Annotated in this window: 14 protein-coding genes; 13 read left to right on the plus strand and 1 reads right to left on the minus strand. The window is 66.5% G+C overall.

The window, feature by feature from the left end; translation table 11 throughout:
- Positions 1-3 precede the first annotated feature (3 nt).
- The 11 genes from NTV05_12815 to NTV05_12865 all read left to right on the plus strand — a co-directional run bounded on the left by NTV05_12815 (position 4) and on the right by NTV05_12865 (position 18,599).
- The gene (locus tag NTV05_12815) at positions 4-2,271 is read left to right on the plus strand and encodes an APC family permease (protein ID MCX6545277.1); all 2,268 of its coding nucleotides are present in this window, start codon (positions 4-6) and stop codon (positions 2,269-2,271) included.
- On the plus strand, positions 2,268-4,502 hold the full coding sequence (locus tag NTV05_12820) for an ATP-dependent RecD-like DNA helicase (GenBank protein ID MCX6545278.1): 2,235 nt from the start codon (positions 2,268-2,270) through the stop codon (positions 4,500-4,502). Before NTV05_12815 ends, NTV05_12820 begins: the two co-directional genes overlap by 4 nt.
- A gap of 106 nt (positions 4,503-4,608) precedes the next feature.
- Positions 4,609-5,607 (plus strand): hypothetical protein, encoded by a 999-nt coding sequence (locus NTV05_12825; protein MCX6545279.1) that lies wholly within the window; start codon positions 4,609-4,611, stop codon positions 5,605-5,607.
- 17 nt (positions 5,608-5,624) lie between these two features.
- Positions 5,625-6,758: an N-acetyl-alpha-D-glucosaminyl L-malate synthase BshA gene (gene bshA, locus NTV05_12830; GenBank protein ID MCX6545280.1), complete on the plus strand. Its 1,134-nt coding sequence runs from the start codon at positions 5,625-5,627 to the stop codon at positions 6,756-6,758.
- A gap of 200 nt (positions 6,759-6,958) precedes the next feature.
- Positions 6,959-8,662 carry a D-aminoacylase gene (locus tag NTV05_12835; GenBank protein MCX6545281.1) on the plus strand — a complete coding sequence of 568 codons (1,704 nt, stop codon included), beginning with the start codon at positions 6,959-6,961 and terminating at the stop codon, positions 8,660-8,662.
- Positions 8,663-8,765: 103 nt separating this feature from the next.
- Positions 8,766-9,821 (plus strand): hypothetical protein, encoded by a 1,056-nt coding sequence (locus NTV05_12840; GenBank protein MCX6545282.1) that lies wholly within the window; start codon positions 8,766-8,768, stop codon positions 9,819-9,821.
- A gap of 187 nt (positions 9,822-10,008) precedes the next feature.
- Positions 10,009-13,119, plus strand: coding sequence for a hypothetical protein (locus NTV05_12845; GenBank protein MCX6545283.1), 3,111 nt, complete (start codon positions 10,009-10,011; stop codon positions 13,117-13,119).
- Positions 13,120-13,121: 2 nt separating this feature from the next.
- Entirely contained in the window at positions 13,122-14,066 is a 945-nt protein-coding gene (locus NTV05_12850) for a hypothetical protein (GenBank protein MCX6545284.1), read from the plus strand.
- 88 nt (positions 14,067-14,154) lie between these two features.
- The gene (locus NTV05_12855) at positions 14,155-15,756 is read left to right on the plus strand and encodes a hypothetical protein (GenBank protein MCX6545285.1); all 1,602 of its coding nucleotides are present in this window, start codon (positions 14,155-14,157) and stop codon (positions 15,754-15,756) included.
- A gap of 279 nt (positions 15,757-16,035) precedes the next feature.
- Entirely contained in the window at positions 16,036-16,338 is a 303-nt protein-coding gene (locus tag NTV05_12860; GenBank protein MCX6545286.1) for a hypothetical protein, read from the plus strand.
- Positions 16,339-16,340: 2 nt separating this feature from the next.
- The gene (locus tag NTV05_12865; protein MCX6545287.1) at positions 16,341-18,599 is read left to right on the plus strand and encodes a discoidin domain-containing protein; all 2,259 of its coding nucleotides are present in this window, start codon (positions 16,341-16,343) and stop codon (positions 18,597-18,599) included.
- A 24-nt stretch (positions 18,600-18,623) separates the two neighbouring features.
- Here the strand turns inward: NTV05_12865 and NTV05_12870 are convergent, their stop codons facing one another.
- Positions 18,624-20,024, minus strand: coding sequence for a TIGR00366 family protein (locus NTV05_12870; protein MCX6545288.1), 1,401 nt, complete (start codon positions 20,022-20,024; stop codon positions 18,624-18,626).
- A 246-nt stretch (positions 20,025-20,270) separates the two neighbouring features.
- Between NTV05_12870 and NTV05_12875 the strand changes: the two genes are divergently transcribed.
- Entirely contained in the window at positions 20,271-22,361 is a 2,091-nt protein-coding gene (locus tag NTV05_12875; GenBank protein MCX6545289.1) for a sulfatase-like hydrolase/transferase, read from the plus strand.
- A gap of 204 nt (positions 22,362-22,565) precedes the next feature.
- On the plus strand, positions 22,566-25,538 hold the full coding sequence (locus tag NTV05_12880) for a TonB-dependent receptor (protein MCX6545290.1): 2,973 nt from the start codon (positions 22,566-22,568) through the stop codon (positions 25,536-25,538).
- Positions 25,539-25,627: the final 89 nt, after the last annotated feature.

A 25,627-nucleotide genomic window follows, 5' to 3' on the forward strand; every position in this document is an offset into this window, starting at 1 on the left:
GGGATGGCGTCCGCGTCGAGCCCGTCCCGAATTCAGCCCACCCGTGTCGTCGTCGCGACGACGGCCCTGCTCTCGTTCATCTCCTTGTGGCGCGCCGCGGCGATCGTGCTGGGCGACCTGGGGTCGTCGGCCTTCTACGCCGGCGGTATCGCGGAGCAGGCGGTCGGGAGAGCGGCGCCGTGGTTTGTCCTCGGCGTGATGCTGTTCTCCTACTGCGTTCGGGCGATCTACCTCGAAAGCTCGATCATGTTCGTCCGTGGCGGCGTGTACCGCGTCGTCAAGGAAGCCATGGGCGGCACCATGGCCAAGCTGTCCGTCTCGGCGCTGTTGTTTGACTACGTCCTCACGGGTCCGATCAGCGCCGTGTCGGCCGGCCTTTACATGATCGGCCTGGCGGGTGAAGTGCTCGCCTGGTTCGGCGTGGCCTTGCCGCTCCCCAAGGACATGCTCGCGGCCGGGTTCGCGATGCTGGTGATCCTGTACTTCTGGTGGCGCAATACCCACGGCCTCCACGAGTCGAGCGGCGACGCGCTCAGGATCATTCAGATCACGACGGTGATGGTCGTCATCCTGCTGTTCTGGTCGGTCGTCACCTTGTTCATGCGCGGCGGCCACCTGCCGCCGCCGCTCGTTCAGGAGCACTTCAGATTCACCGACGATGCGCTTGGGTGGCTGAAAGACACACGGTTTCCCGCCATTACCGCTGTGGCACTGCTCATCGGCTTCGGGCACTCGTTTCTCGCGATGAGCGGCTATGAGTCGCTGGCCCAGGTGTACCGGGAGATCGAATCGCCGAAAGCCCTGAATCTTCGCAAGGCCGCGCTGGTGGTGTTCGTCTACAGCGTCGTCCTCACCGTGTCAGTCAGCTTCCTCGCGACCGCGCTGATTCCGGATGAGGTCCGGCCGCAGTACTACGACAACATGATCTCCGGCATCGCGATGCACCTGGTCGGGCCTCACAGCCTGCGATTGCTCTTCCAGGCATTCGTCGTGATCGTCGGATTCCTGATTCTCGCGGGCGGCGTCAACACGTCCATCGTCGGATCGAACGCGGTCCTGAACCGCGTGTCGGAAGACGGCGTGCTGCCCCAGTGGTTCCGGCACCCGCATCAGCGGTACGGCACGACGCACCGATTTCTCAACCTCATTCTCTGTCTGCAGTTGCTTACCGTCGTCCTGAGCGGCGGGCACATCTACATCCTGGGCGAAGCGTACGCGTTCGGCGTCATCTGGAGCTTCACGCTGCAGGCGGTGGCGCTGGTCGTCCTGCGATATACATCCCCGGGTGCGCGCGAGTGGCGGGTGCCGATCAATCTCAAGATCGGATCGATCGAGTTGCCGATCGGTCTGACCGCGATCACGATGGGGCTGTTTTCCGTCGCCATGGTCAATCTGTTCACCAAGCGGGTTGCGACCATCTCCGGAATCGCCTTCACGCTCGTGCTGTACGTAGCGTTCGTGGTGTCGGAGCGGGCGACCGCCAGGCGGCGCGCGGGTGAGGATCACAAGCTCGATCAGTTCCAGTTGCAGCCGTCAGCGGATGTGAGTCGGGAGGATCTGGCCGTGCGGCCCGGCAGCGTCCTGGTCCCGGTGCGCGATCCGAACACGCTGACGCACTTGAAGTGGGTGATAAACGGCCCCGACAACGCCGCGCGCGACATCGTCGTGATGACCGTGCGGCTGCTGCAGGGCCCCAACACCGGGTACCGCGACTTCGACAGCGCGCGGCTGTTCAAGGATTACGAGCAGACGCTGTTCACCAAGGTGGTGGCCATTGCCGAGCGCGAAGGCCGTCCGGTCAAACTGCTCGTGGTGCCGTCCACCAATGCCGGCGACGCGATCATCCAGACCGCAGCGCGTCTCCAGTCCACGGAAATCGTGGTGGGCGAGTCGGGCAAGTTCAATGCCGCACAACTCGCGCAGATGGTGGGGGAGTCGTGGGACCGCGTCGAGAAAGACAAGAACTTCAGGGCCCGGCTGGTCGTCTGCAGGCGCGATCGTTCGATTGAGACGTTTCAGCTGGGTCCACACGCGCCGCCGCTCACTCCGGAGGATGTCGAACTGATCCACACATTGTGGCTGGATGCGGTGGCCAAGTACGGCCTGGACGTCCACCACCGGGACGTCGTGCGAACCGCGCTGGAGGATCTCGCCGGCGACATGTCCGGCGCGGCGCGCGAACGGGCGATGACGCTGGTGGGGCAGTACCTGGCCGGCCGGGCTGGCCCGCCGCCCGCGGAGAACCAGATCGAGCCGCCGCCGCGCATATGACGAACGCACCGCATCGCGGCCGCCTCCCGTTCGGCTCTCAACGCCGTAGCACGCCCCGCGACACCCAGGGGCTCGACCCAACCAGCGTGGCCGGCACGGTCGAGCGCGTCACATTCCACAATCCGGACAACGGCTTCTGCGTGATTCGAATTGCGGTGCCCGGCCGGCGTGAGCCGCTGACGGTGGTCGGCCACGTCGCGTCGATATCCGCGGGTGAGGAGATTCGCGCCGTCGGCGAATGGACCAACGACCTGATGCACGGCCTGCAGTTCAAGGCCGCCTCGCTGCACACCGCGCCGCCGACCAGCCTCGACGGCATCGAGCGCTATCTCGGGTCGGGGATGATCCGGGGCGTTGGCCCGCACTTCGCCAGGCGGCTCGTCGAGACGTTTGGCGCGCGCGTGTTCGACGTCATCGACGGGCAGCCGCACAGACTGAGGGACGTGGCGGGCATCGGGCCCGCCCGCGCGGCGCAGATCATCGACGCGTGGTCAGGGCAGAAGATCATCCGCGACATCATGGTGTTCCTCTACGCGAATGGCGTGGGCACCTCGCGCGCCGTCCGGATCTACAAGACGTACGGCGCCGACGCGATTGCGCGCATCACGGAGAATCCCTACAGGCTGGCGCGAGAGATCCGCGGCATCGGATTCCTGACCGCCGACGCGCTGGCGCGGAAGCTCGGCATCGAACCCACCGCCATGATCCGCGTTCGCGCCGGCATCAGCCACGCGCTGGCGCAGGCGCTCGACGAGAGCCAGTGCGGCCTGCCGCGCGAAGATCTCCTGGCGCGCGCGGGGAAACTGCTCGAGGTGCCGGCCGAACTCGTGCAGCAGGCGCTCGAGGCCGAACTGGCCGAGGGCACCGTTGTGGCCGACACCGCCGAAGGCCGCGACTGTGTCTTTCTCGCGTGGCTGCACACGCTCGAACGCCAGATCGCCGGCAGATTGCGAATGCTGGCCGCGCAGCGTCCAGCCTGGCCGGCCATCGACACGACCAAAGCGCTCGACTGGGTGGAGAAGCGACTCAGCCTGACGCTTGCCGATCGTCAGCGCGAGGCCGTCGCTCAGGCCGTCAACACCAACATCCTCGTTGTCACAGGCGGGCCAGGGGTGGGCAAGACAACCATCGTACGGGCCATGGTCGAGATCCTGAAAGCGAAGCGCCTGAACGTGGCACTCTGCGCACCAACCGGGCGCGCCGCCAAACGCCTGACCGAGGTGACCGGGGTCGAAGCCCGGACCATCCACCGCATGCTCGAGGTCAATCCGGCCAATGGCCAGTTCCGCCGGGGACCTCAGAGCCCCGTGGCCTGCGACGTGATGGTCGTGGACGAAACCTCGATGGTGGACGTGCCGCTGATGCACGCGCTCGTGCGGGCCCTGCCGGATCGGGCCTCGCTGGTGCTGGTCGGCGACATCGATCAGTTGCCGTCCGTCGGCCCGGGCAACGTGCTCGGCGACATCATCGGATCGGGCGCCGTCCCGGTCGTTCGCCTTGACGAGGTCTTTCGCCAGGCGGCCCAGAGCCGCATCATCGTCAACGCCCATCGCGTCAACCACGGCGAGATGCCCGAACTGGACAACAGTCCCGAGAGCGCGTCCGATTTCTATTTCGTGGAGGCGGAGACGCCCGAAGACTGCGCGGCCAGGATCATTCACATCGTATCCGAGCGCATCCCGCAACGATTCGGCCTGCACCCCGTCCGCGACGTTCAGGTCCTCTGCCCGATGAACCGGGGCGCGTGCGGCGCCCGATCGCTCAACCTGGAACTGCAGCGCGTGCTCAACCCCGCCCGGGGCGTCACGGTGGAACGCTTCGGATCGACCTTTGCGGTGGGCGACAAGGTGATGCAGATCGAGAACGACTACGACAAGGATGTCTATAACGGCGACATCGGGTTCGTGCACGCGATTGACGAAGCCACCAGCGACCTGACGATTGATTTCGACGGCAGACGTGTCGTCTACACGACCGCCGATCTCGACCAGATCGTGCTCGCCTACGCCACCACCGTCCACAAGGCACAGGGCTGCGAGTACCCGGCGGTCGTGATGCCGGTTTCGACACAGCACTATCCGTTGTTGCAGCGAAACCTGATCTACACCGGGCTCACGCGAGGGAAGAAGCTGGTGGTGCTGGTCGGCCAGCGCAAGGCGCTGGCCATTGCCGTGAAGGGCACACGGACGGTAAAGCGCTGGTCGAAGCTGCGCGACTGGCTGGTGACGTGAATCCGGACATGGTGCGACGCCTGAATGTCGCGCCTGCGCGGGGTGGATCCCGGGTACTATGGCGCAACGACATGGGCGAACATCCCGGCGTTCCGATCGAGGACAGATGACACGAAGATTCCTGACAGTGGTCGCGTGCATCGCGGCTGCCGCAGCGTGCGGCGGCAAGACCCAGTCGCCCGTCTCGCCATCACCGACCGGCGGCCCGGCCGCAGGCTGCGCGCGGACATCGATCGGCCAGACGCCCCTGAACGATCTCGCCGGCGGCACCTACAAGGGTGAACGAGGCGGTCTCTACCCCGGGGGCACGAACGCACGAACGGGTTCCCACGAGGCCGAAGGGCTGGCCCGGGCCCGGGCCATCGTGCCCGTGACGGCCGCGGGCGCGCCGGATGGCCGCGGTCGCTATGCCCTGGTTTCGATCGGGATGTCCAACACGACGATGGAGTTCAGCGCATTCAAGCAACACGCAGACTCGGACCCCTCGAAAGACCCTCATCTCGCCATCGTCGATGGCGCACAGGGCGGACAGACCGCCGTCCTGTGGTCCTCGCCGGCGTGCTCGTGCTGGGCCACGCTCGACGCGCGGCTGGCCGCCGCCGGCATCAGCGCAAAGCAGGTGAGCGTGGTCTGGCTCAAGGAAGCCGACGCGAATCCGATGAGTGGATGGCCGATCTACGCGCAGACACTCAAGAACGAGATGGCGCAGATGTTGAGCCTGCTGGCGGCGCGGTTTCCGAGGCTCCGCATGGTGTACCTGTCCAGCCGGATTTATGCGGGGTACGCCACCTCGGCGCTCAACCCCGAACCGTACGCGTTCGAGAGCGCGTTCTCCGTTCGATGGCTGATCGAAGATCAGATGCAGGGCGGCGGCGGACTGGCCTATGGGCCGGGCGACAACACCATCCCGTGGCTGGGGTGGGGGCCGTACCTCTGGGCGGATGGAATCACACCGCGCAGCGACGGCCTCTCGTGGACCTGTTCGGACCTCTCGTCGAGCGATGGTACGCACCCGAGCGCATCAGGCCAGCAGAAAGTGGCGCAGATGCTGCTCACGTTCTTTCAGACCGACTTGACAGCGCGCGCGTGGTATCTCGTGCGATAAAGGCTGCTGAGGCACCCATGAGAATCGGCATCATCTGTTACGCGTCGGTCGGCGGCAGTGGTGTCGTCGCCACCGAACTCGGCCACGCCCTTGCGACCATCGGCCACGAAGTGCACCTGGTCAGCAGCGAAAAGCCGTTCCGCTGGCGGCCGGACGTGCCGGGCCTCTCGTTCGAGCGTGTCGAGGTGCCGAGTTATCCGCTGTTCCACGAACCGCAGTACCTCCTCGCGCTCACGAACACACTGGTCCGCGTCTCGCGCGAACGAAATCTCGACATCCTGCACGCGCACTACGCGGTGCCGCACGCGACGGCGGCGTATCTGGCGCATCAGGTGGCACAAGCGGAGATGGGATCCAAGGCGCCGCGCACGGTCACGACGCTGCACGGCACGGACATTACACTGGTTGGCAGCGATCCATCGTTTGCCAGCGTCGTCGCGTTCTCAATCGAACAGTCGCACGGCGTGACCGCGGTGTCCGAGAGCCTGAGGCAGGACACGATTCGCACGCTCGGCATCAAACAGGACATTCGCGTCATCCCCAACTTCCTCGATTGCCAGCTCTACCGCATGACGCCGAATCCGGAATTGCGCGCGAGTCTGCTGAAGAACGCCAGTGCCGTGGTGATGCATGTCTCGAACTTCCGCCCGGTCAAACGCGTCGACCGAGTGCTGGACGTGTTCGTCCGAATCCGTGAGTGCGTGAACGCCCGCCTCATAATGGTCGGCAACGGTCCCGATCGCGCCGAACTCGAACGGTCGATCGAGAACCAGGGACTCTCCGAGGTGGTCGAGTTTCTGGGCGAACGGCACGATCTGGTCTCACTGCTGTCTGCGGCGGATCTCTTCCTGCTGCCGTCGGCCCAGGAGAGCTTCGGCATGGCCGCCATGGAGGCGATGGCGTGCCGGACGCCTGTCGTCGCCTCACGCGTGGGCGGCGTCCCCGAAGTGATCGAGGACGGCGTCACCGGCTTCCTGTGTGACGCTGACGACACGGAGGGGATGGCGGAACGGGCCGTCGCGCTTCTGACCGACCCTGCGCTGCACGAACGTATCGGCGTCGCCGGCTCGATTGTCGTCCACACGAAGTTCTGCGAAGCCGCGATCGTCCCGGAGTACGAGGCGTTCTATCGCGAGGTGCTCGAGCGCTGAGTCGGGACACCAGGTCAGTTCCTGCAGAATGGCCGCACGGGCAAGATTTTCAAGGCCGAGTTGCGCGAGCCGTTCTGGAAGGGCCAGCACAAGCGCGCGCACGAGAGAGCGAGGACAATGCCGATCGGCGCCGGACGAGGCGCGATACAATGCCGTCGCGCGCGTGGGTGGGAGCCACGCCCGCTGCCAGGAGGAGACGCATGTCCGAGGGCCTCGCCGATCGCGGCCGTAGACGCCTGCTCGAACTCGCCGGCACCGCCGCCGCCGCCTGCGCGCTGCGGCCCGTTTCGGTGCTTGCTCTGTCGCCGTTCGACCTGATCCTGCGGGGAGGCCAGGTGCTCGACGGCACGGGATTGCCGGCGTTTCAGGCCGATATCGGCATTGTCGGCCAGCGGATTGCCGCCATCGGCGCCATCTCGCCCGACCAGGGGCGGCGCGTGATCGATGTGACCGGGTTGCACGTGTGCCCGGGCTTCATCGACATCCACACACATTCGGACGGCGACATCTTCGTCTATCCGACTGCCGACAGCCGGATCCGGCAGGGCATCACCACCGAGTTGACCGGCAACTGTGGCGGATCGGCTGCGCCGCTTGGCGGAAAGGACGTGGAAGAGGATCGGCAGTCCTACCGCCAGCAGGGCATCAACGCCACATGGTCGGGCGTGGGGTCGTACCTGGACGCGCTCGACAAGGCAGGGGTATCCGTCAACCACGCACTGCTGGTCGGCCAGGGCACGCTCCGCACCAACGCGATTGGCAACATCGACAGGAAGTTGTCGGCCGACGAACTGGCCGCGGTCATCCGCGCGGTCGAGGAAGCGATGGAGCAGGGCGCGTTCGGGCTGTCGACCGGCCTCGAATACACGCCCGGACGCTACACGCCGACCGACGAGATCGTGGCGATGGCGCGGGTCGTCGGACGCATGGGCGGGATGTACGCCTCCCACATCAGAAACGAGCAGGCCGCGCTGCTCGAAGCCGTTGACGAAGCGATTGTCATCGGTCGCGAAAGCGGGGCCAGGGTGCAGGTGTCGCACCTCAAGGCCTCGGGCCGCGTGAACTGGAGCAAGCAGCAGGGCGCGCTCGATCTGATCGCCTCGGCGCGGCGGGACGGCGTCAATGTGCTGGCTGATGCCTACCCGTACACGGCGTATTCGACCACGCTGACGATTGTGCTCTCGGCCGAGGCGCGCGAAGGAGGGACCAGCGACCTGATGGCCCGCCTGAAGGATCCCGTCTGGCGTGTGCGCATGCAGCGCGAGGTCGAAGAACTGATGGCCCAGGAGTTGGGCGACTACGCGCTTATTGTCATCGCCCGCGTGAAGTCGACCGCCAACCGCGCGCTCATCGGGAAGAACATGGCCGAGATCGCCGCCGCCTGGGGCATCAAGCCTGTCGAGGCCGTGCTGCGGCTGATCGAAGAAGAGGAAGGGTCGGTGTCGATCATCGGCCACGGCATGAGCGAAGACAACGTGGAACTGGTGCTGGGCCATCCGCTCGTCATGGTGGGATCGGACGGATCGTCGATGGCCCCGGTGGGACGCGCGGCCGAAGCCCGACCGCACCCGCGGTCGTACGGCGCATTCGCGCGTGTGCTCGCCTACTACGTTCGCGAACGGCACACGCTGTCGCTCGCGCAGGCCGTGCGCAAGATGACCAGCATGCCGGCCGATCAGATTGGCCTGGTCGATCGCGGCCGTGTTGCCCGCGGGAAGCAGGCGGACCTCGTCGTGTTCGATCCCGCGACGGTGAAGGACGAAGCCACCTTCGAGCGGCCGCAGCAGTACGCGACCGGCATTCCCCACGTGATCGTCAACGGCACCCTCGTCGTCGAGAACAACCGCCACACTGGCGCCAAGCCAGGGCGCGCCATTCGCCGCGGATCGGTCGGCCAGCCATGAACGGCGGCTGCTGTTTTCGTCAGGCTGCAGTATCGAGGCTCGCGAGACGCGTCGGTTGTCTGCGCGTGTGTCGAGTCGACGAGGCGATTTGATGGGAGGGTCTATGGATGCACAGGATGTCGTGTTGGCCGTGGTTGGTTTCGCAGCCCTGACCGCGATCCTGATCTTCGTCATTTACCGGCGGAAGCAATCGAGCTGGACCGGAGAGGTGATCGATAAGGACCATGGGGTTTCCATGAAGCCAGTGACTCACACCATCGCGTTCTTCGTCCTTCTCGTCGCGGTTGCGGGCAGCTCGGTCGGACTCACGTCGCAGGGCGCCAAAACTCCAGCCCCGAAGTTCGACGGGAACGTCGCCGACATCGTTTGGGGCGGTCGCATCGAATCGGTGACCGGCGTCGCACCGCCCGATCTCGGACCCGCCAATTCGCTGATTACCGAGAACGACGCGTGGTTCCGGACGGTGGGCGCACCGGGCCCCAAGGACATCGTCGTGTCCTTCTTCAAGCGCGAACCGGCGCTGGTGGGTTCGGTCGTCGTGGTGGGTCTCGGCGGCGCTCGAAGCGTTGCCGACGTCGAGATCTGGACGTCGGCCACCAGCGCGGAGACCGGCTTCATCAAAACGGCAACCGGAACGGTACCGCTCGATCCCAGACCCAACTCGTCGCCCGAGAACACGTTCCGGTTCAACCCGGTCGAGGTGCGGTATGTGAAGATCCGGCTCATCCGTAACCATGAAGCGCTGGAAAGGAATCGCGGCGACATCCAACTGCGGTGCATACGGGTCATCGAAGCACAGGCATCCGGGTATACCCCTTCGCTGACCAGGCATCCCGAAATCGCGGCACCCGTTTTCGTCGCCGAAGGCGCGGCCGCGGCAAGCGGGCAGCCGGTGCCACCGATGGGTTGCAGTCCGACAGCGATGCCGATGCAGCCAGGCACGGGCGAGAGCCGAAAGGTCATCCTGGTCGTCGGCAACTACCTCGCCACCGTCGGGGCCTGGTTGCCAGCGGCGATCACGGCGAAGCGGTTGCCCGCGAAATACACGTCGAGCCGCGAGGAATTGGGCATCTTCGGCCGGGTCGAAACCACGGTCCTGGCGGCCAAGCACCTGCAACCGTGGATGCTTGCCGATCACGACACGGTGGTCATGGAGTAGCCGCCTTCGCCTTCTTCGCCTCGACGCACCGCGGCAGCACTGGTCGAGGTCGCGACGGCAGTCGCAGGGAAGCGATAGGCCGTGAGACGGGCATCGGGTGGCGACAGCAAAGTCGCGTAGCGGCCGATGGAACGGGCGTCGAGTCGGGGTTCGTCCCTGCCCGGCGCGAGGGATCGAGGAGCCAGCCATGGAAGACACGCCGAGAACTGGAGTCAGCGTCGAACAGCCATCATCCCCGCGGCGGCCTGCCGCAATCGGATTGGCGCTCCTGGCGATCGCGGTACAGGTCGCGCTCGTAGACGCCGCCATTGAGACGTTCCGCGGCGGTTCACCCATTCGCTGGTGGGTCGCGCTGCCCGTGATCGTGTTCGTGGCGCTGAGCGCCTGGCTCTGGAGGCCGGGTGGCTCGGCGGCCAGGCGATGGGGCTGGTCCGGCGCGGCCCCGTGGTCGATTGGTGGACTGCTGGTGCTGCTGGCCGTGACCGCGTGGCTGCCGGAGGGGCAGGTCAACGGCGTGCGGATGGCGCTACAGCCGACGTCCACGGTGCTGACGGCAGCGATCGCGCTGGCCGTGATGCTCGCGGCGTATGTGCTCGCGCGCGGGCTCGACTTCCTCCCCAATACCGCAGCGCTTGTCGCTCGCGGCGTCGCAATCCTCCTGGCGATTTACGCGCTGGCGGCTCTGGGCGTGGCCATCAGGGACCATGCGACCTTCGCATCGCTGTTCCAGGGCGGAGCGGTCTGGCAGAGACTGCCGCGCTGGCTGCAGGGGACATTCCTCGGCGCACTCGGCCTGTTGCCGCTCGCGATCCTCGCGCAGATCGCGCGATTCGCCGAAACACTGCGCCGCAAGGCGCCGGTGCGCCTGCTCGTCCACCAGACGACGGCGCTCGTGATGGCCCTGGTGATGGCGGCCTCTGGGCTCGTCGTGCCAGGAATGAGGGCGACGACAACGGGCGCGGCGACGACAACGGGCGCGGCGACGGCAACGGGCACGGCGACCATGACCAAGTCGGCTGGCGGGCCGCCACCGATGATCGGTCCCGCCACCGCCGCCGAGTTCGAGCGGTCAGGCAAGGAGCTGTTCGGCCAGAAGGACCCCGTCGCCGTTGGCGAAGAGTTCGTCCGCGCGGCCGAACGCGAGCTGAGCCGGCCCGGCGTCGATCCTTCCGACGTTGGCGCTCGTGCAGTCGCGCTCGGCCGCGACACCGCAAAGATCTTCGAGTTCCTCCGCGACCAGGTCGCCCTCGAGCCGTACACCGGCGTCCTTCGCGGCGCGCGGGGGACACTCGCCGCCGCGGCCGGGAACGCGCTCGACCGCGCCCTGCTGGCGCAGGCGCTGCTCGATGCCAGCGGCGTCGAATCCCGGGTCGTGGCGGGCAAGCTCACCAGCGCCCAGGCCGACGGCCTGCTGGCCCGCTACCTCACGGCCGGGCCCGCCGGGAGCATCCTCAGCGGCAGCAACGGCAAGCCATCGGCCGCGTCGCTCGACGCCGCCGCGCGCGACGTCGCCGCCAAGGCGGGGGTGCCGCCCGAAGCAGTCGCCGCGGCCCTGCGCCGCTCGGGGCAGCGTTCCGAGGCCTTCTGGTGGAAGGCCGACGAGCAGCGGGCCGCCAGCCTCGAGTTCCTCACCAGCCAACTGCGCAAGGGCGGCGTGAGGGCACCGGGAGACGGCCAAGCCGCGCTCACGATGCTCCGCGACCGATTGAAGGAACACTACTGGGTCCAGGCGAAGGGCCCAAGCGGTGCCTGGACGGAATTCGACCCGAGCTTCCCCGACTCCCGTCCCGGCGCGTCCTTCGCGTCCGACCCGATCGTCCTGCCGAAGATCCCGGCCGACCGCTTCCACAGGTTCGAACTGCAACTCGTCTACCGGACCCAGTCGGGCAGCAAGCCCAAGCCGGAAGTCCTCATAAAACGAGAACTGGCGTCCGCCGACGCCCTGTTCGTGCCCCTGGAGCTTCGAATCCAGCCGGGCGAAGCGATCGCCGACAGCAAGGCTCTGCGGGCGATGGATGCACGCCAGCGAGCCGACACGCTCCGGAAGATCAAGCGGTTCCAAGTCCTGCTACGCGCGGGAGCCAGCGTGTCTGGAGGGCGTGGATTCGACCTCGAGGGCCACACGTTCGACGCATCGGCGGGGCCGTCGAGCGGATCCGCGCAGGGCCTGATGGGCGGCATGCTCGGGTTCGGCGCCGAGCCCGAACCGGCCAGTTTCCTCGACCTCCAGATCGTTGTCCGCTTGAGCGGGCCCGGCCGCGTGACGATGACGCAGACACGCACGATCGTTCGCGCGGCCGATACCAAGTCGCCGACCTTCGCGCCGCCGATCGGCGAATGGCAGATGCTGATCCAGCCCCAATGGATCTCGCCGGACTTGGCGGGCTTCCAGATCCTGAACTACCTGACCGCCCTGACCAAGGGCGTGACCGCCGCGATGAAGGCCCGGAAGGGCCTGGGGGCAGTCACACTGCCGGCCCCCATCCCGCAGCAACTGCTGCAGTTCGCCCTGCTCCGGCAGAACGCCACGGCGGGCATCCTGGCCGGGCAGCCTGGCCTGCGGGCGTTCGTCGGCAGTCCGATGCTCACGATCGCGGGCCATCGGCTCGCCGAGCTGCGCCCAGACGAAGGGATCATCGCCGCCGAGCGCACGATCGACATCGTCGAGAACGCGGCCCGGTTCGTGACGAAGGACCCGCAATCGCAGGCCCCCTTCGATGCGGCCCTCGGCCAGGGCGTCGCCGATTGCACACTCGAGCAGCGTCTCCTGGAGGACGCGTTCCCCGAGTCGGCGACAACCTCCGGCTTGACCATCTTCGACCGTGCGAGGCTCGAGGGGCGCCAGGCGGTGCTGGCCCGTGCACAGGACACCGACGCGCTGCGGGCGGCTGGCCTGGCCGACACGGACATGGAGTGGATCGGCGCCAACGAGTCGCCGCAGGCGCGCCTTCTCGTCGCGAAGGCGGCGCAGGGCCCGGCGGCCTGGTGGAGCGTCCGGCCGGACGGCACGGCGGTGCTGCGCGTCAGCGGCGGCCAGGGACAGGCCCTCACGGAACACCAGCAACTGGTGACCGTGAAGGTCCTGGCCTTCCTCATCTGCGCGGTGGAAAGTATCGGCGCCGTCCACGAGTTCGACACAATAGCGAGCAAGGTCAAGCTGGTGTGGTGCGCCATGGCGACCGGAGTGAGCGCCGGAGTGCTATCACTGGGTATGCACGCGGCATCGTGGGTCCTCCTTGCCTTGGAAGGCGTGGTGCTACTCGCATCGCAGGCCGCCGAGACCTACGGTGAAGAGTGAGAGTGAGGACGCACCCGAGTACCCACCGGGCCTGCCGAACCGCCGCGCATCTGGTCCTGTCCGGCGTGCTCGCGGCGGGCGTGGCCTGCGGCCGAGGGGATGTCGTGCTCCTTCTCACCGCCGACGCCGACGGCACTATCCGCGCGTGCGCGAGCTGCTCCGCGGGTGGCGGCCTCGGCGACATCTCGAGGAGGGCGACTGCCATCGCCGACCTCCGGCGCGCGAGTCACTCGCTGCTGCTGGTCGACGCCGGCAACGCCCTGATAGGAGTCGACAGTCTGGGTTCCAGCGGCAGGGTGATCGTCGCCGCGTACAACGCCATGGGCTACGATGCGCTCAACCTGTCGTATCGCGACTTTCGCCTCGGGAAGGCTCAGACACTCGCGGCGCTCAAGAATGCGACTTTTGCGGTGCTCTCGGCGACCTTGATCGACGATGCCTCAGGTCGGTTGCTGGCCAAGCCCTTCGTCGTCGTTTCCCGCGGCGGCCGGCGCATCGCCATCGTCGGAGCCACGGAGGTCCCCACCGGCGTGGCGGACTTGCCGCACATCAGGTCGCAACTGGCGGGCGTACGGGTGCGACCGCTGCTTGAAGCGCTGGCCGAGTGGCTGCCGCGTGCGAAGTCGGAGTCCGACCAGATCGTCCTTCTCTATCACGGCACCGCGGCCGGTCTCGATGCGATTCGCCAGCGACACCCAGGCCAGTTCGCCGCGATTCTCGTGGGCGGCCTCCGGCCCGATGATCTTCCCGCGCGTCTCATGCCACCGCTGGTCGGCACGAGCGAGCACGGCAAGCAGATCGCTGAGATCACGTTGGCGGCTGACGGGAGAGCCGCGGTGTCGCAGATCGATATCGGCGCTGCGTTCGCCCCTGACCAGGGCATCCAGGATCTGGTCAGGTCGTTCCTGCCAGAACCCGCAGGCGAGCGCAAAGAGGCCCGCAGATGAAGCCCCGTGCAGAGGATCATCAACGCGGATGACAAGTTCGCATTCGACTGTCGATCGGCGTGACCGCGTGACAGGAGGGGCTTGACCCATGAAGAAGTTCATCATCGCCGTTCTCTGCCTTGTCGTTCTGGCTGGCGCGGGATTCGCTGCGTACCGGCTCGGCCTGCTTGATCGATTCACCGGGACGACGAGGTCCGGGGAATCGCCGGCAACCGTCGCGACACCAGGCTCACCGACGCCCGGTGATCCCGCCGCGAAAAGTTCACCTTCGGCAACCGGCGCCCAACCAGCTTCCGCTGTGAGCGATACCGCGCCCGCCTCCGTAGCGAGCGATGCCGCCGAGGCTGCCGCTGCAACGCCCATTCCCCCCGGCCTGGTCGCCACCGCCCAGGTCGGGCAGTCAATCGCGAACAAGGCGATCGAGGTGCGCGTGACCAACCACCGGACGGCCGCCTCAATCGGCCGCCAGTCCGCAGCCGCGGGCCGGGAGTTCGTCATCGTCGATACTGCGTGGAAGAGCCTGATCCCGCCTCAGAAGGTGAACCAGAAGAGAGCCTCTGACCGCACGGCCGGCATGGGCAGCCTCGGCTTCGGCGGCGGCGCCACCGCGCAGGACAAGGCCGCCGACGAGGCGAACACGACGATCGAACAGGTGCCGTTTGCCGTTGGCCCGATGACCAAGCACGTGTGGCTCGTTGCGGATGGACGGTACACAGAAGGGATCTCCGTCGACGCGACACAAGAGATCGACGGACACCTGCCGACTGGCACCCTCACTATCCCGGGTTTCGAACAGGTGGTCAGCGGCTCCGTCGCCTTCGAGGTGCCGGCAAACGCGCAATCCCTGGCGCTGCTGTTTCTCGACTCGATCAACGGCCACCTGCTGCTGACGATCAAGGGCGCGCCGCCGGTGCTGGCCAGCAGCCTCGGCGGGTCGAGTCGCGCGAACACACTCGTGGACCTGGCGCTGGCGGGCGTGTCCTGGGCGGACGCGCCACCATCGGCGGCCGGGATGCGCACGCTCATCGTCGGACTCCGGGGCATCAGCCGGCAGAATGCCATAGTCGACGTGCCGTTCGGCGGGTATGCGTTTCTGCAGACCGAGCAGGGCTGCCTCGCCGAACCAGACCAGAGAGCCACAGGCTTGACCCGGCAACTCGCGCCGATCGGCCGGTTCCTGCCGTTCGTGCCGAGCGAAGGCCAGCTCGCGTTCTTGGTTCCGGCGGACACGAAGGCGGCGGCGCTGCTCGTGCGACTCCGGCAGGGCGGTCCGATCGACCTCGCCGTGATGGGCGCCGTCAAGCCGGCCTGGCCGTCACCCGAGGCGACGATCACGGACGGCGACGTGCTGCGTGTACTGAAACTGCCCGGCACCGCGGTGCCTCCCGGGCTGCCGGCGGCGCGGTCTGGCAGCGAGCGCATCGCCCTCGACCTGGTCGTCGAGAACCTCCGGTCTGGCGCCGGGATTGACCTGCAGCTCAATCAGCAATTCCGCCTGGTGGGACCCGACGACAAGCGGTACACGCCTTCGTCTGACAGCGCGCACGCGCCGTGTCGCATGACAGGCAACGTGGTGCCGGCTGGCAGCTCCCGGCGCTTCACGCTGGTCTTCGACGTGCCGCCCGGCGAGCCGCTGCAGTTCGAGTACCGCGGGTTCAACGTGAAGAGCGAACTCGTCAAGGTGAGGTGACTCGCCGCCCGGAAGCGATGGCGAAGACGCGGAAGAAACTCAAAGTCATTCCTCGACGGCACCGATGGCCGCCATGTCCGGCGGCGCGGCTGACGCCGTCTGTTTGCCTGGCGCGACTGTCAGGCGGCGTCGTGCTGTATGAACTGCTCCGCCGGTACCGGCTGCTGCCGACGCCTCGCTGAGCGGCCCAATCCCTGGCACAGGCTGCTGCCGACGCCTCGCTGAGCGGCCCGTCTCGCCAGGGCGGTCACCCCAGACATCTGGAGTATCATCGACTCCATGGAAGACGGATCGCCCAGAACCGCCTACGATCTCGCGATGGAGCGGCTTCGCAAGAAGGACGCCGACGCCGGTATCGAACACGTCACGCTGACCGACACGCAGAAGGCGGCCATCGCCGAGGCCCGGAATTTCTGCGAAGCCAAGCTCGCCGAGCGCGAAGTGCTTCACCAGTCCACCGTGCGACGGACCCCGGACCCGGAAGCCCTCAAGCTCATCGAAGAGAATTACCACCGCGACCGTGAGCGCTTTATCTCCGACCGCGACGCGAAGATCGCCAGGATCCGACGCGGCGACACCTGAGCATGGCGCGAGAGATCGTCAGGATCGCGCAACGCGGCTCGGCGTTCCGGCGCCCTCGTCGTCTGGCCGCGTTCGCCGAAGCGCACGAATGGGTGATCGTTTCCGGAATGATGCTGGCGTTGTCGATCGCGACGACGTGGCCGCTCGTTCGCGACGCGAGGAAAGCGCTGCCCTCGGATCTGGGCGACCCGCTGCTGAACACGTTCATCCTGGCGTGGGATGCGGATCGCATCCTCCACGGCCTCGCCGGACTGTGGAACGCGCCGTTCTTCTTCCCGCTCCAGGACACGCTGGCGCTCTCCGAGCATCTGCTGGGCATCGCGCTCTTCACGGCGCCGCTGCAGTGGCTGACGCGCAATCCGGTGCTCGTCTACAACGCCGCGTTTCTCGGTTCGTACGTGCTGGCCGGCACCGGCATGTACTTCCTGGCGCGCCTGCTGTGGGGACGCCGGGATGCGGCCGCCATCGGCGCGCTCGCGTTTGCGTTTGCTCCGTACCGCGCGGTGCAGGCCTCCCATCTGCAGGTGTTGATGTCGGGCTGGATGCCGATCAGTCTGTGGGGGCTTCACACGTACTTCAGAACCGGATCGCGGGGCGCGCTGGCCGTGGCGACCACCGCTTTCGTCGTGCTGGGCTTGTCCAATGGCTACTTCCTGTACTTCTTCGCGCTTCCGGTCGCGGTGCTTGCCGCCGCTGAACTCGCGCGGCGCGCTGTGTCCGGCCCAGACAGAACGACCACGCCCCTTGCCCGATCCGTCTCCGACCTCGCCATCGCCCTGATCGCCGTCGTCGTCGTCTTCGCGCCGATCGCGGCCGCTTACCTCCGTGCGCAGTCCACGCTTGGCCTGCACCGGAGCCTGGGGGAGTTGCGCGAGTTCAGCGCGACGACGGCCGACTATCTCAAGATTCCGCCGGCGCTCTGGCTGTGGACCAGTCGGCTGGCGAGCGGCACAGCTGAACACAGCCTGTTTCCGGGAGTGTTCACCGTGGGGCTCGCTGTGATCGCGCTCTCGTGGCTCCGTCGATCGCCGGCCGCATCCGCCACGGCCGGCGACGAGAGCGGCAGGCGGTTTCTGGTGATCGTCTACGTCGTTGTGTGCGCCATCGCCGCGTGGCTGACGCTGGGGCCATTTGCGCCCGGACCGTATCGGGCACTGATTGATCTCATGCCCGGGTTCGGCGTCCTTCGTGTGCCCGCCCGCTTCATGGTCATCGTTGCGCTCGCCCTTGCCGTACTCGCGTCGGCCGGCGCGGCGTGGATTCTGCAGCGGCTGTCCAGAAGGGCGGCGTTCTGTGTGGCGGGGCTGGTGTCGTGCGCGATTGTGCTCGAGGGTTACAGTGGCCCGCTACGCATGAAACGATTTGATCCGAGCCAGCCCGGCCGGCAGCGGATCAACGCGTGGCTCGAGAGCGGCCAGCCGGGCGGCGTGCTCGAGTTGCCCATTTCCGCCGACGACCCGGTTGCGATCACCCTGCCGTATCAGTTCAACACGCTCCTTCACGGTCATCCCATCGTCAATGGCTACTCCGGCCATGGATCGGTGCTGCAGAACCTGCTGGGCGGTCCGGGGTCGCCGCTGAATGGCACCGATGCGGACATCGAGGCGACGATTGTCGGATTGCGATCAATCGGTGTCCGGTACGTCGTCCTCAACGAGGCTCTTATCGCGCGCTACGGGCAGCCGTCGAGTCCAGACCCGGGCCAGTTCGTCAGGACGCTTTCGCAGGCGAGCGGCCAGGTGGTCGACACGCGCCACGAGAACAACACCTGGGCGTGGCAGCTTGCTGCGGCACCCGCGCTCGCGCCCGTCGCCTTCGCGAACCTGTCGCGGGTGACCGCCGACACGTTCAAGGCGTCGGCGTCGTCTGAGCCGAGTGACATCCGGTTCGCCTTCGACAACAGCCTGGTGACGCATTGGTCGACCATCGCGGGGCAGACCGGCAGCGAGTGGATACGGATCGCCTTTGATCGTGATCGCGACATCGGTTGTCTCGAGTTCGATATGGGACGCGACCACGCCGGAGAGTACCCGCGTGACGTCGTGATCGAGACCGTGGCCGCCGACGGAAGTCGGCGGAACGTATTTGCCGGGTCGGTCGTGACCCGGCTTATCGAAGGCATCGGACGGGACGGCCGTTCGTCGAGGGCGCGGATCGAATTGCCGGCGAACCGGGCGCGCGGGTTGTGGATCCGGCAGACCGGTCGCGAGAGCGGGGCCCCGTGGACGATCGCCGAACTGACAGTCTGGCAGCGTCACTGAAGATGTGATCGGGTGGAACGCCTGCTACCGCGGGGCGAGCACCGTCACCAGCAGCAGGACGAGCGGGAACACCACCAGCGCGACCAGGTACGTGTAGCCCATGATGTCGCGGGCCTTCAGACCCAGCAGCGCCAGCGTGGGCAGCATCCAGAACGGCTGAACCAGGTTGGCGAGCGCTTCGCCGAGATCATAGGTCACCACCATCCAGCCATCCGGCACGCCAAGCACCCGCGCCGACTGCAGGACGTACGGAGCTTCGATGACCCATTTGGATCCACCAGACGGTACGAAGATGCCCAGCAGCGCGGAGTAGCTGACGATCATGGCCGGATAGAGCGTGGTTGTCGCGAAGTGCACGAACAGGCCGGCGATCGCCGCCGACAGCGCCGTGCCCGTCATGATGCCGAAGATGCCTCCATAGAACGGAAACTGCAGCAGCACCCCCCAGGTTGCTGGCGTGGCCTCCTTTACCGCGCGGATCATCGAGGCGGGCGTCCGATGCAGGATCGCCCCCGTCGTCAGCAACAGGAGATTCACCGTGTTCAAGTCGAGCGCGTTGAGCATGTCCGAGGCCGTCGCGCTCTTTACGACAATCGATCGCACGAGATAGAGCGCCCCGAGCGCGACGAACGGGACCATCAGCCACGGGCTCTGCTCGAGCCGTTCGCCCGGGCCGGACGGTAGAGGCAGGTCCGGCGACGTCGGGGATCCGAGGTCGATGCCGAGATCCGCGGCTGAGCGTCCGCGTCCTTCTCCCGGTGCATACAGCCACGCCACCGTGCAGACCACCAGCATCTCGATAGCCACCGCCACGAGGCTTTGCCATCTGAAGATCGTCTCGGTCAGCGGGATTGGCCCGCCGACGATCTCGGCCAGCCTGGCCGGCATCGACGATGCCCGTGCCATCTGCAGAGCGGCGGATCCGCTCAGGCCCTGCGCCCACACCGTTCCGAGTCCCAGAAACGCGCTGGCGCCCAGCGCGCGGTAGTCGGCGGCAGGCACTCGCCGGGCGACCTCGCGGGCGAGGATCGCGCTGACAATCAGGCTGAAGCCCCAGTTGAGGAGCGAACTGCTCATGGCCACCAGGGCCACCAGCAGGACGGCACCCTTTGCGCTTCGCGGCTTGCCCGCCATCCACGTGATCATGCGGAAGATCGGCGGCGCCGACGCGAGCGTATAACCGCCCACGATGATCATCGCCATCTGGAGCGTGAACGGGATCAGCGACCAGAAGCCATCACCCCAGCTGTCTATGAGGCGCCCCGGGGCGTCGCGGACGGCCGGGTCTACGGCGAACGCCGCGACAGTGACCAACGCCGTCGCGGCCAGCGCAAAGACGTAGGCGTCTGGCATCCACGCTTCGGCCAGTGCCGTCGCTCGCGCGGCGAAGCGTTCGAACAGGTTGCCGTCGGATCGAGTAGTCATCTCCCGCATCACCCGGACTGGCGACCGGCATTCTACCCGAGACACGAGCAAGGCGGCGAGCGGCCCCGCCCAAACGGCCCCGCCCGAGTTGCGACACCCACGCCGACTTCGGGACTGGGCGACTGGCGTCGGAAGCAGGATAATGTGGCACAGATGCGCTGCGCGCCCAGCAGATTCCCGCAGCCGAACACGATCTGGATGGACCAGGATGACCAATCAAGGAACGCCGACGCATCTGCATCCATCATGACGAGACGCGTGCTCATCGGCGTCGCCATCGCCATCGGCCTCATGTCGGCCGGGTGTGCCGGCGCGGCCCCTGGGAAGCCGGCCCCGTTCACCAAGCCCGTGAGCGTCCTCCTCATCAGTGTCGACACGCTCAGGGCGGATCGGGTGGGCGGTTCGCTCACTCCCGCCATTAACTCTATCGCCGCGCGGGGAGCGAGCTTCGCGATGGCGCGCACGACCGTGCCGCTGACGCTTCCCGCTCACACCAGTCTGATGACCGGCCTGCTGCCGCCGACTCACGGCGTCCGGTTGAACAGTGTCCACCGGTTCGACCAGTCACGCCCGACGCTGGCCCGATTGTTTCGGGATGCCGGCCGCGACACGGCGGCGGTGGTCGGCGCATTTGTCCTCGACCGCCAATTCGGACTGGCGGACGGGTTCACCACGTATGACGATCTGATTCCGCGATCGCCCGACGCACCACTGAAACTCGACGCCGAGCGCCCGGCCTCGGTCGTCGCGGACCTGGCCCTCAAGTGGATCTCCGCCCACACGGCCGCTCGCCTCGATCGGCCGTTCTTCCTGTGGGTCCACTTTTACGATCCGCACGCGCCGTACGAGCCCCCTGCCGACGCGCTGGCGCGGGCAGGCGGCAACGCGTATGACGGCGAAGTGACGAATGTGGACGCACACATCGGGCGTCTGCTGTCCGCGATCTGTGAATCGGGCGACGAGGCGAACACGCTGATTGTCGTCGTTGGCGACCACGGCGAGAGTCTTGGTGAACACGGTGAGCGCACACACGGCATGCTCCTCTACGACGGAGCGCTCCGCATCCCGCTCGTGATGGCGGGCCCAGGCGTTCCGACCGGCATCGTGCAGCAACCGGTCAGCCTCGTCGACATCGCGCCGACCGTGCTGCGGCTGGCTCGCACCCCGGTGCCAGCCGGGATGGACGGGAAGGATCTGTTCGGCGGGCCTGGCCAGACACACGAGATCTACGCAGAGACGCAGTACCCCGAGGTTGCGGGCTGGTCGCCGCTCGCAGCGCTCGTTGATGAGCGATGGAAGCTGATTGCGGCTGGTGGGTCCAGCGCAGAACTGTACGATCTCGCGCTCGACGGGGGAGAGCGGGAGAACGTGGCGGCGAGCCAGTCCGGTCGCGTCGCCGCGGTGCGTGCCCGCGTGACCGCCATCAGGAGCGCCGCGACGCGGTCGACGTCAGCCGCTCCGGGCGCCGAGGCTCTGCAGCGATTGCGCGCGCTTGGTTACGTGTCGAGCGGGCCGGCAGATGCGGCCCCATCGAACAACGCACCCAACCCGTCTGCGCGCATTACGTCGTGGGTCGCCCTGGAGGACGCGCTGGCGCTGCTCGGCACGGCGCGTTCCGCGCAGGCCGTGGCCGTGCTGGCCAGGTTGGTCGCCCGTGAGCCCGGCGCCCCGGTGTTCGTGTCGACCTACGCTCGCGCACTCTCGGAATCCGGCCGACACCTCGAAGCGCTTGCGACCTATCGCCGGGCGGTGGCGAACTGGCCAAACGACAGCATGATGTTTCACGACCTGGCCGTGGCGGCCGGTCAGGCGGGCCGCTCCGACGAGGCCATCCGCGCCGAACGCGCCGCGATCGCAGTCGATGCACGCAATGCCGCGGCTCACAACGGCCTCGGGCTGCTGCTCATCGAGCGTGGACAGTTCGCCGCCGCGCGGGCCGCATTCGAACAGGCCAGCCAGATCGACGCTGCGAGCGTGGAGTACCTCACGAACCTGGGCAACGCGCGCCGTGCACAAGGCGATGTCGGCGGGGCCGAAGCGGCGTACACGAGCGCGCTGGTTCTGCAGGCAGCAGCGCCGGATGCTTTGAATGGGATGGGCGTGCTGCGGACACAAGCGAAACGCTACGAAGACGCCATCCGGGACTTCGAGCACGCGCTGCAGGCCAACCCGGATTTCCCGGAAGCGCGCCTCAATCTGGGTATCGCGCACCAACAGGCCGGGCATATCGAGGCCGCCCGCGACGCATACACGCGGGTGCTCAACGGGCCGCACGCCACCGACCAGCAGCGACGGGCTGCAGCGGCTCTAGTCGCGGCCTTGAGGACCGGGCGGTAAGGTCTCTCGGTCCCGAAAACGGTCCCAGAATGCAATTTGTTGGACCAGCATATTCACGATATTGGATTTAACGCGGTCGCTCTGGACTCGTGCGCCATAAAGCGTTGAAAACACAGGCCTTGCCATCAGTGATGAGCGGCAGAGAAATTGCTAGCCTTTATGGTTTCCCTCGTTCCATCCCTTCTAACAACGGAGGCAAAGCGAATGCGTAAGTTCGTTCCAGTCACACTGGCCCTTGTGTTGTGCGTGCTGATGGCGACACCAGCATTGGCGCGCCAGACAACGGGCACCATCTCGGGCCGAGTTACCGACGAGCAGGGCGCCGCACTCCCTGGCGTCACGGTGACGGCCAAACAGTCGCAGAGCGGGTTTACGCGAACCAGCGCGAGCGACGGAGAAGGCATCTTCCGCCTGTCGGCGCTGCCGGTCGGCACCTACGACATCACGATCGAGCTGCCGGGGTTTGCGAGCATCGATCGCAAGGGCGTGGTGTTGAACCTCGCGCAGACGCTCAACCTCGATGTCCAGATGAAGATCGCGAAGATGTCGGAGACGATCACCGTCACCGGCGAGACACCGATGATCGAGACCACATCTTCGTCGGTTGGCGGCGTCGTGGACGTCGCCAAGATCGAGGCGATGCCGCTCAACGGCCGCCAGTTTGCGAACCTTGCGATGACGATCGCGGGTGTGGCGATCGGATTCCACTCCGACCCGACCAAGAGCACGCAGTACTCCCCGCAGATCGCGGGCGGCAACGGCCGCAACGTGAACTATCAGATTGACGGCGGCGACAACAACGACGACACCGTCGGCGGCCTCCTGCAGTTGTTCCCGCTCGAGGCAATTCAGGAGTTCAACTTCATCACGCAGCGTTACAAGGCCGAGTTCGGCCGCAGCAACGGCGGCGTCATGAACATCGTCACCAAGAGCGGCACCAACCAGTTCAAGGGCAGCTGGTTCACGTCCTTGCGCGATAAGTCGATGAACGCCCGGACCGAGACCGAGATCCTGACCAACGTGCCCAAGCAGGACTACCGTCGCTATCAGTACGGCGGGTCGTTCGGCGGGCCGATTGTGCAGAACAAGGCCCATTTCTTCGGGGCCTTCGAGCGGACGCAGCAGGACACCAAGCAGTCGGTGACGACGCTCGGCCTGTTCCCGAGCCTGGATGGGGTCTACCCGACGCCCAACCGCGAGACGCTGTACACAGGGAAGGCCTCGGTTGCGATTAATGCGGCGCAGTTCCTGTCCGTGCGCTATGGCCGCAACTCGAACTCGCAGGTTTACGGCATCGGCACGCGCTCGGTTCCAGAGAACTGGGGCGACAGCAAGAACACGTTCAATTCGATCAATCTGAACCACAACTGGGTGCTCGGCGGCTCGAAGCTGAACGAGTTCATCTTCCAGTACGCCGATTTCGCCAACACGATTTTTGCGCGAACGGGCAAGCCCCAGGAGACGTTCCCGAATGGCGTTTCCATCGGCTACAACACGAACACGCCACAGACGACGATCCAGCACAAATTCCAGTTCCGCGACGACTTCTCGTGGCATATCACGGGCATGGGCGGCCTGGGCCACGACTTCAAGCTCGGCGTCAATTTCATCAACGAGCCGAAGCTCTACGTCACCTTCAATTCGGGCAGCACAGACTACTCCTACTCGCACCTCGACAACACGCTGACCGGACCGATCAGCGGCGTCTCCAGGAGCAAGAGCGGATCTGGGGCGAATCTGCCGACCAAGCAGTGGGGCGTGTACCTGCAGGACGACTGGCGCCTGACCAGCAGGGTCACGATCAATGCGGGGCTCCGCTACGACCTGGTGACGGGCTTCGCGATTGACCAGACGAGCGTCACGAATTTCAACAAGCTGCAGGCCGCGGCGCAGGCGGGCACCTTCAACGGTGTGGTCGGCTTCGACCAGTGGGGGCCCTCGTCGCGCGAGGACTACAACAACATCCAGCCGCGCGTGGGTCTTGCGTGGGACGTACGCGGCGACGGCAAGGACCTGTTCCGGGCCGGCTGGGGCATCTATTACGACTTCGGCTACACGAACGCCAACATCCTGTTCCCGGGCCTGAGCGCCCAGGGCGGATCGGGCGTCGTGTTCAGTGTGTCGAACACGGCCGGGATCAAGAATCCGGACGGCAGTTTCTTTGCGGTTGGCCAGCCAATCAGCAACATCTCATCGCAGAACGGGGTCAACCCGGCCGGGCCGTTCTTTAGCTCCAACGTGGCGGTTCCGCGGGTCAAGCAGCCGTGGACCAGCCAGATATCGGTGGGCTGGACGCATGAAATCACGAAGTCGACCGTCATCGACGCGGACTTCGTCAGCGTGCGCGGTCATGACCTCGGCGTGCGGTGGGCGCTCAACACCAGAACAGCCTGCGGGACTCCGCCTTGCCCGCGCCGCTTTGCGTCGCTCGGTCTCAGCCCGGACAACCCGTCGCTGAACATGAGCATTGGCGCGAGCAAGTTCGACAGCATCACCGTCGGGATCCGCCGCCGGATGGACAGGAACATCCAGGTGAACGCGTGGTACTCGCTGTCAAAGGCCACCGGCCTCGGCGGTCTGGGCGTCGACGAGTTGACGACCAACCTCGTGCAGGATTCGAACAATCCGCTCGCTGACGTTCAGTGGGGGCCGTCGGCCCGCACCGACGCGCGGCACAAGATCACGGTGAGCGCCGTCATCCAGATGCCCTTTGGCATCTACGTGTCGCCGATCTTCCGGTATCGTTCGGCGCTGCCGATCCACGTGTGGTACGGGTACGACGCCAATGTGGACGGCACCAGCAACGACATGTACACGACGGCATACCAGTACACCGGCATCGATGCCGCGGGCGTCCCCTCGTACAAGGAGATCGGATCCTGCGCGACGATTAACTGCGGCCGCGGTGCCGCCCTGTCGCAATTCAACCTCCGGGTGTCCAAGGTGTTCAACCTGCCGCGTGGCATGAACGTGGAGGCCATCGGCGAGGTGTTCAACCTGTTCAACTCGCTTAACCCGAACTTCGGCACTGGCGCGTCGTCGAGCACGCGCTTCTTCACCGGGACGCTCGCCAGCCACACGCCGAATTCGGTATTCCTGAAGCCAACCGCCTTCGCTGGCGACGCGGGTATGCCGGAACAGCGAGTCGGTCAGGTCGGGTTCCGGTTCACGTTCTAGCCTGAATATGGGGCCTGGCCCCTTTTTAGGTTTCTCGAACACGGCGGGGTCCCTGGGACACGGTCCCGGGGACCCCGTTTCATTTTGTT

The organism is Acidobacteriota bacterium (assembly GCA_026393755.1).
In the GTDB taxonomy this organism is placed as follows: Bacteria; Acidobacteriota; Vicinamibacteria; order Vicinamibacterales; family JAKQTR01; genus JBAXOX01.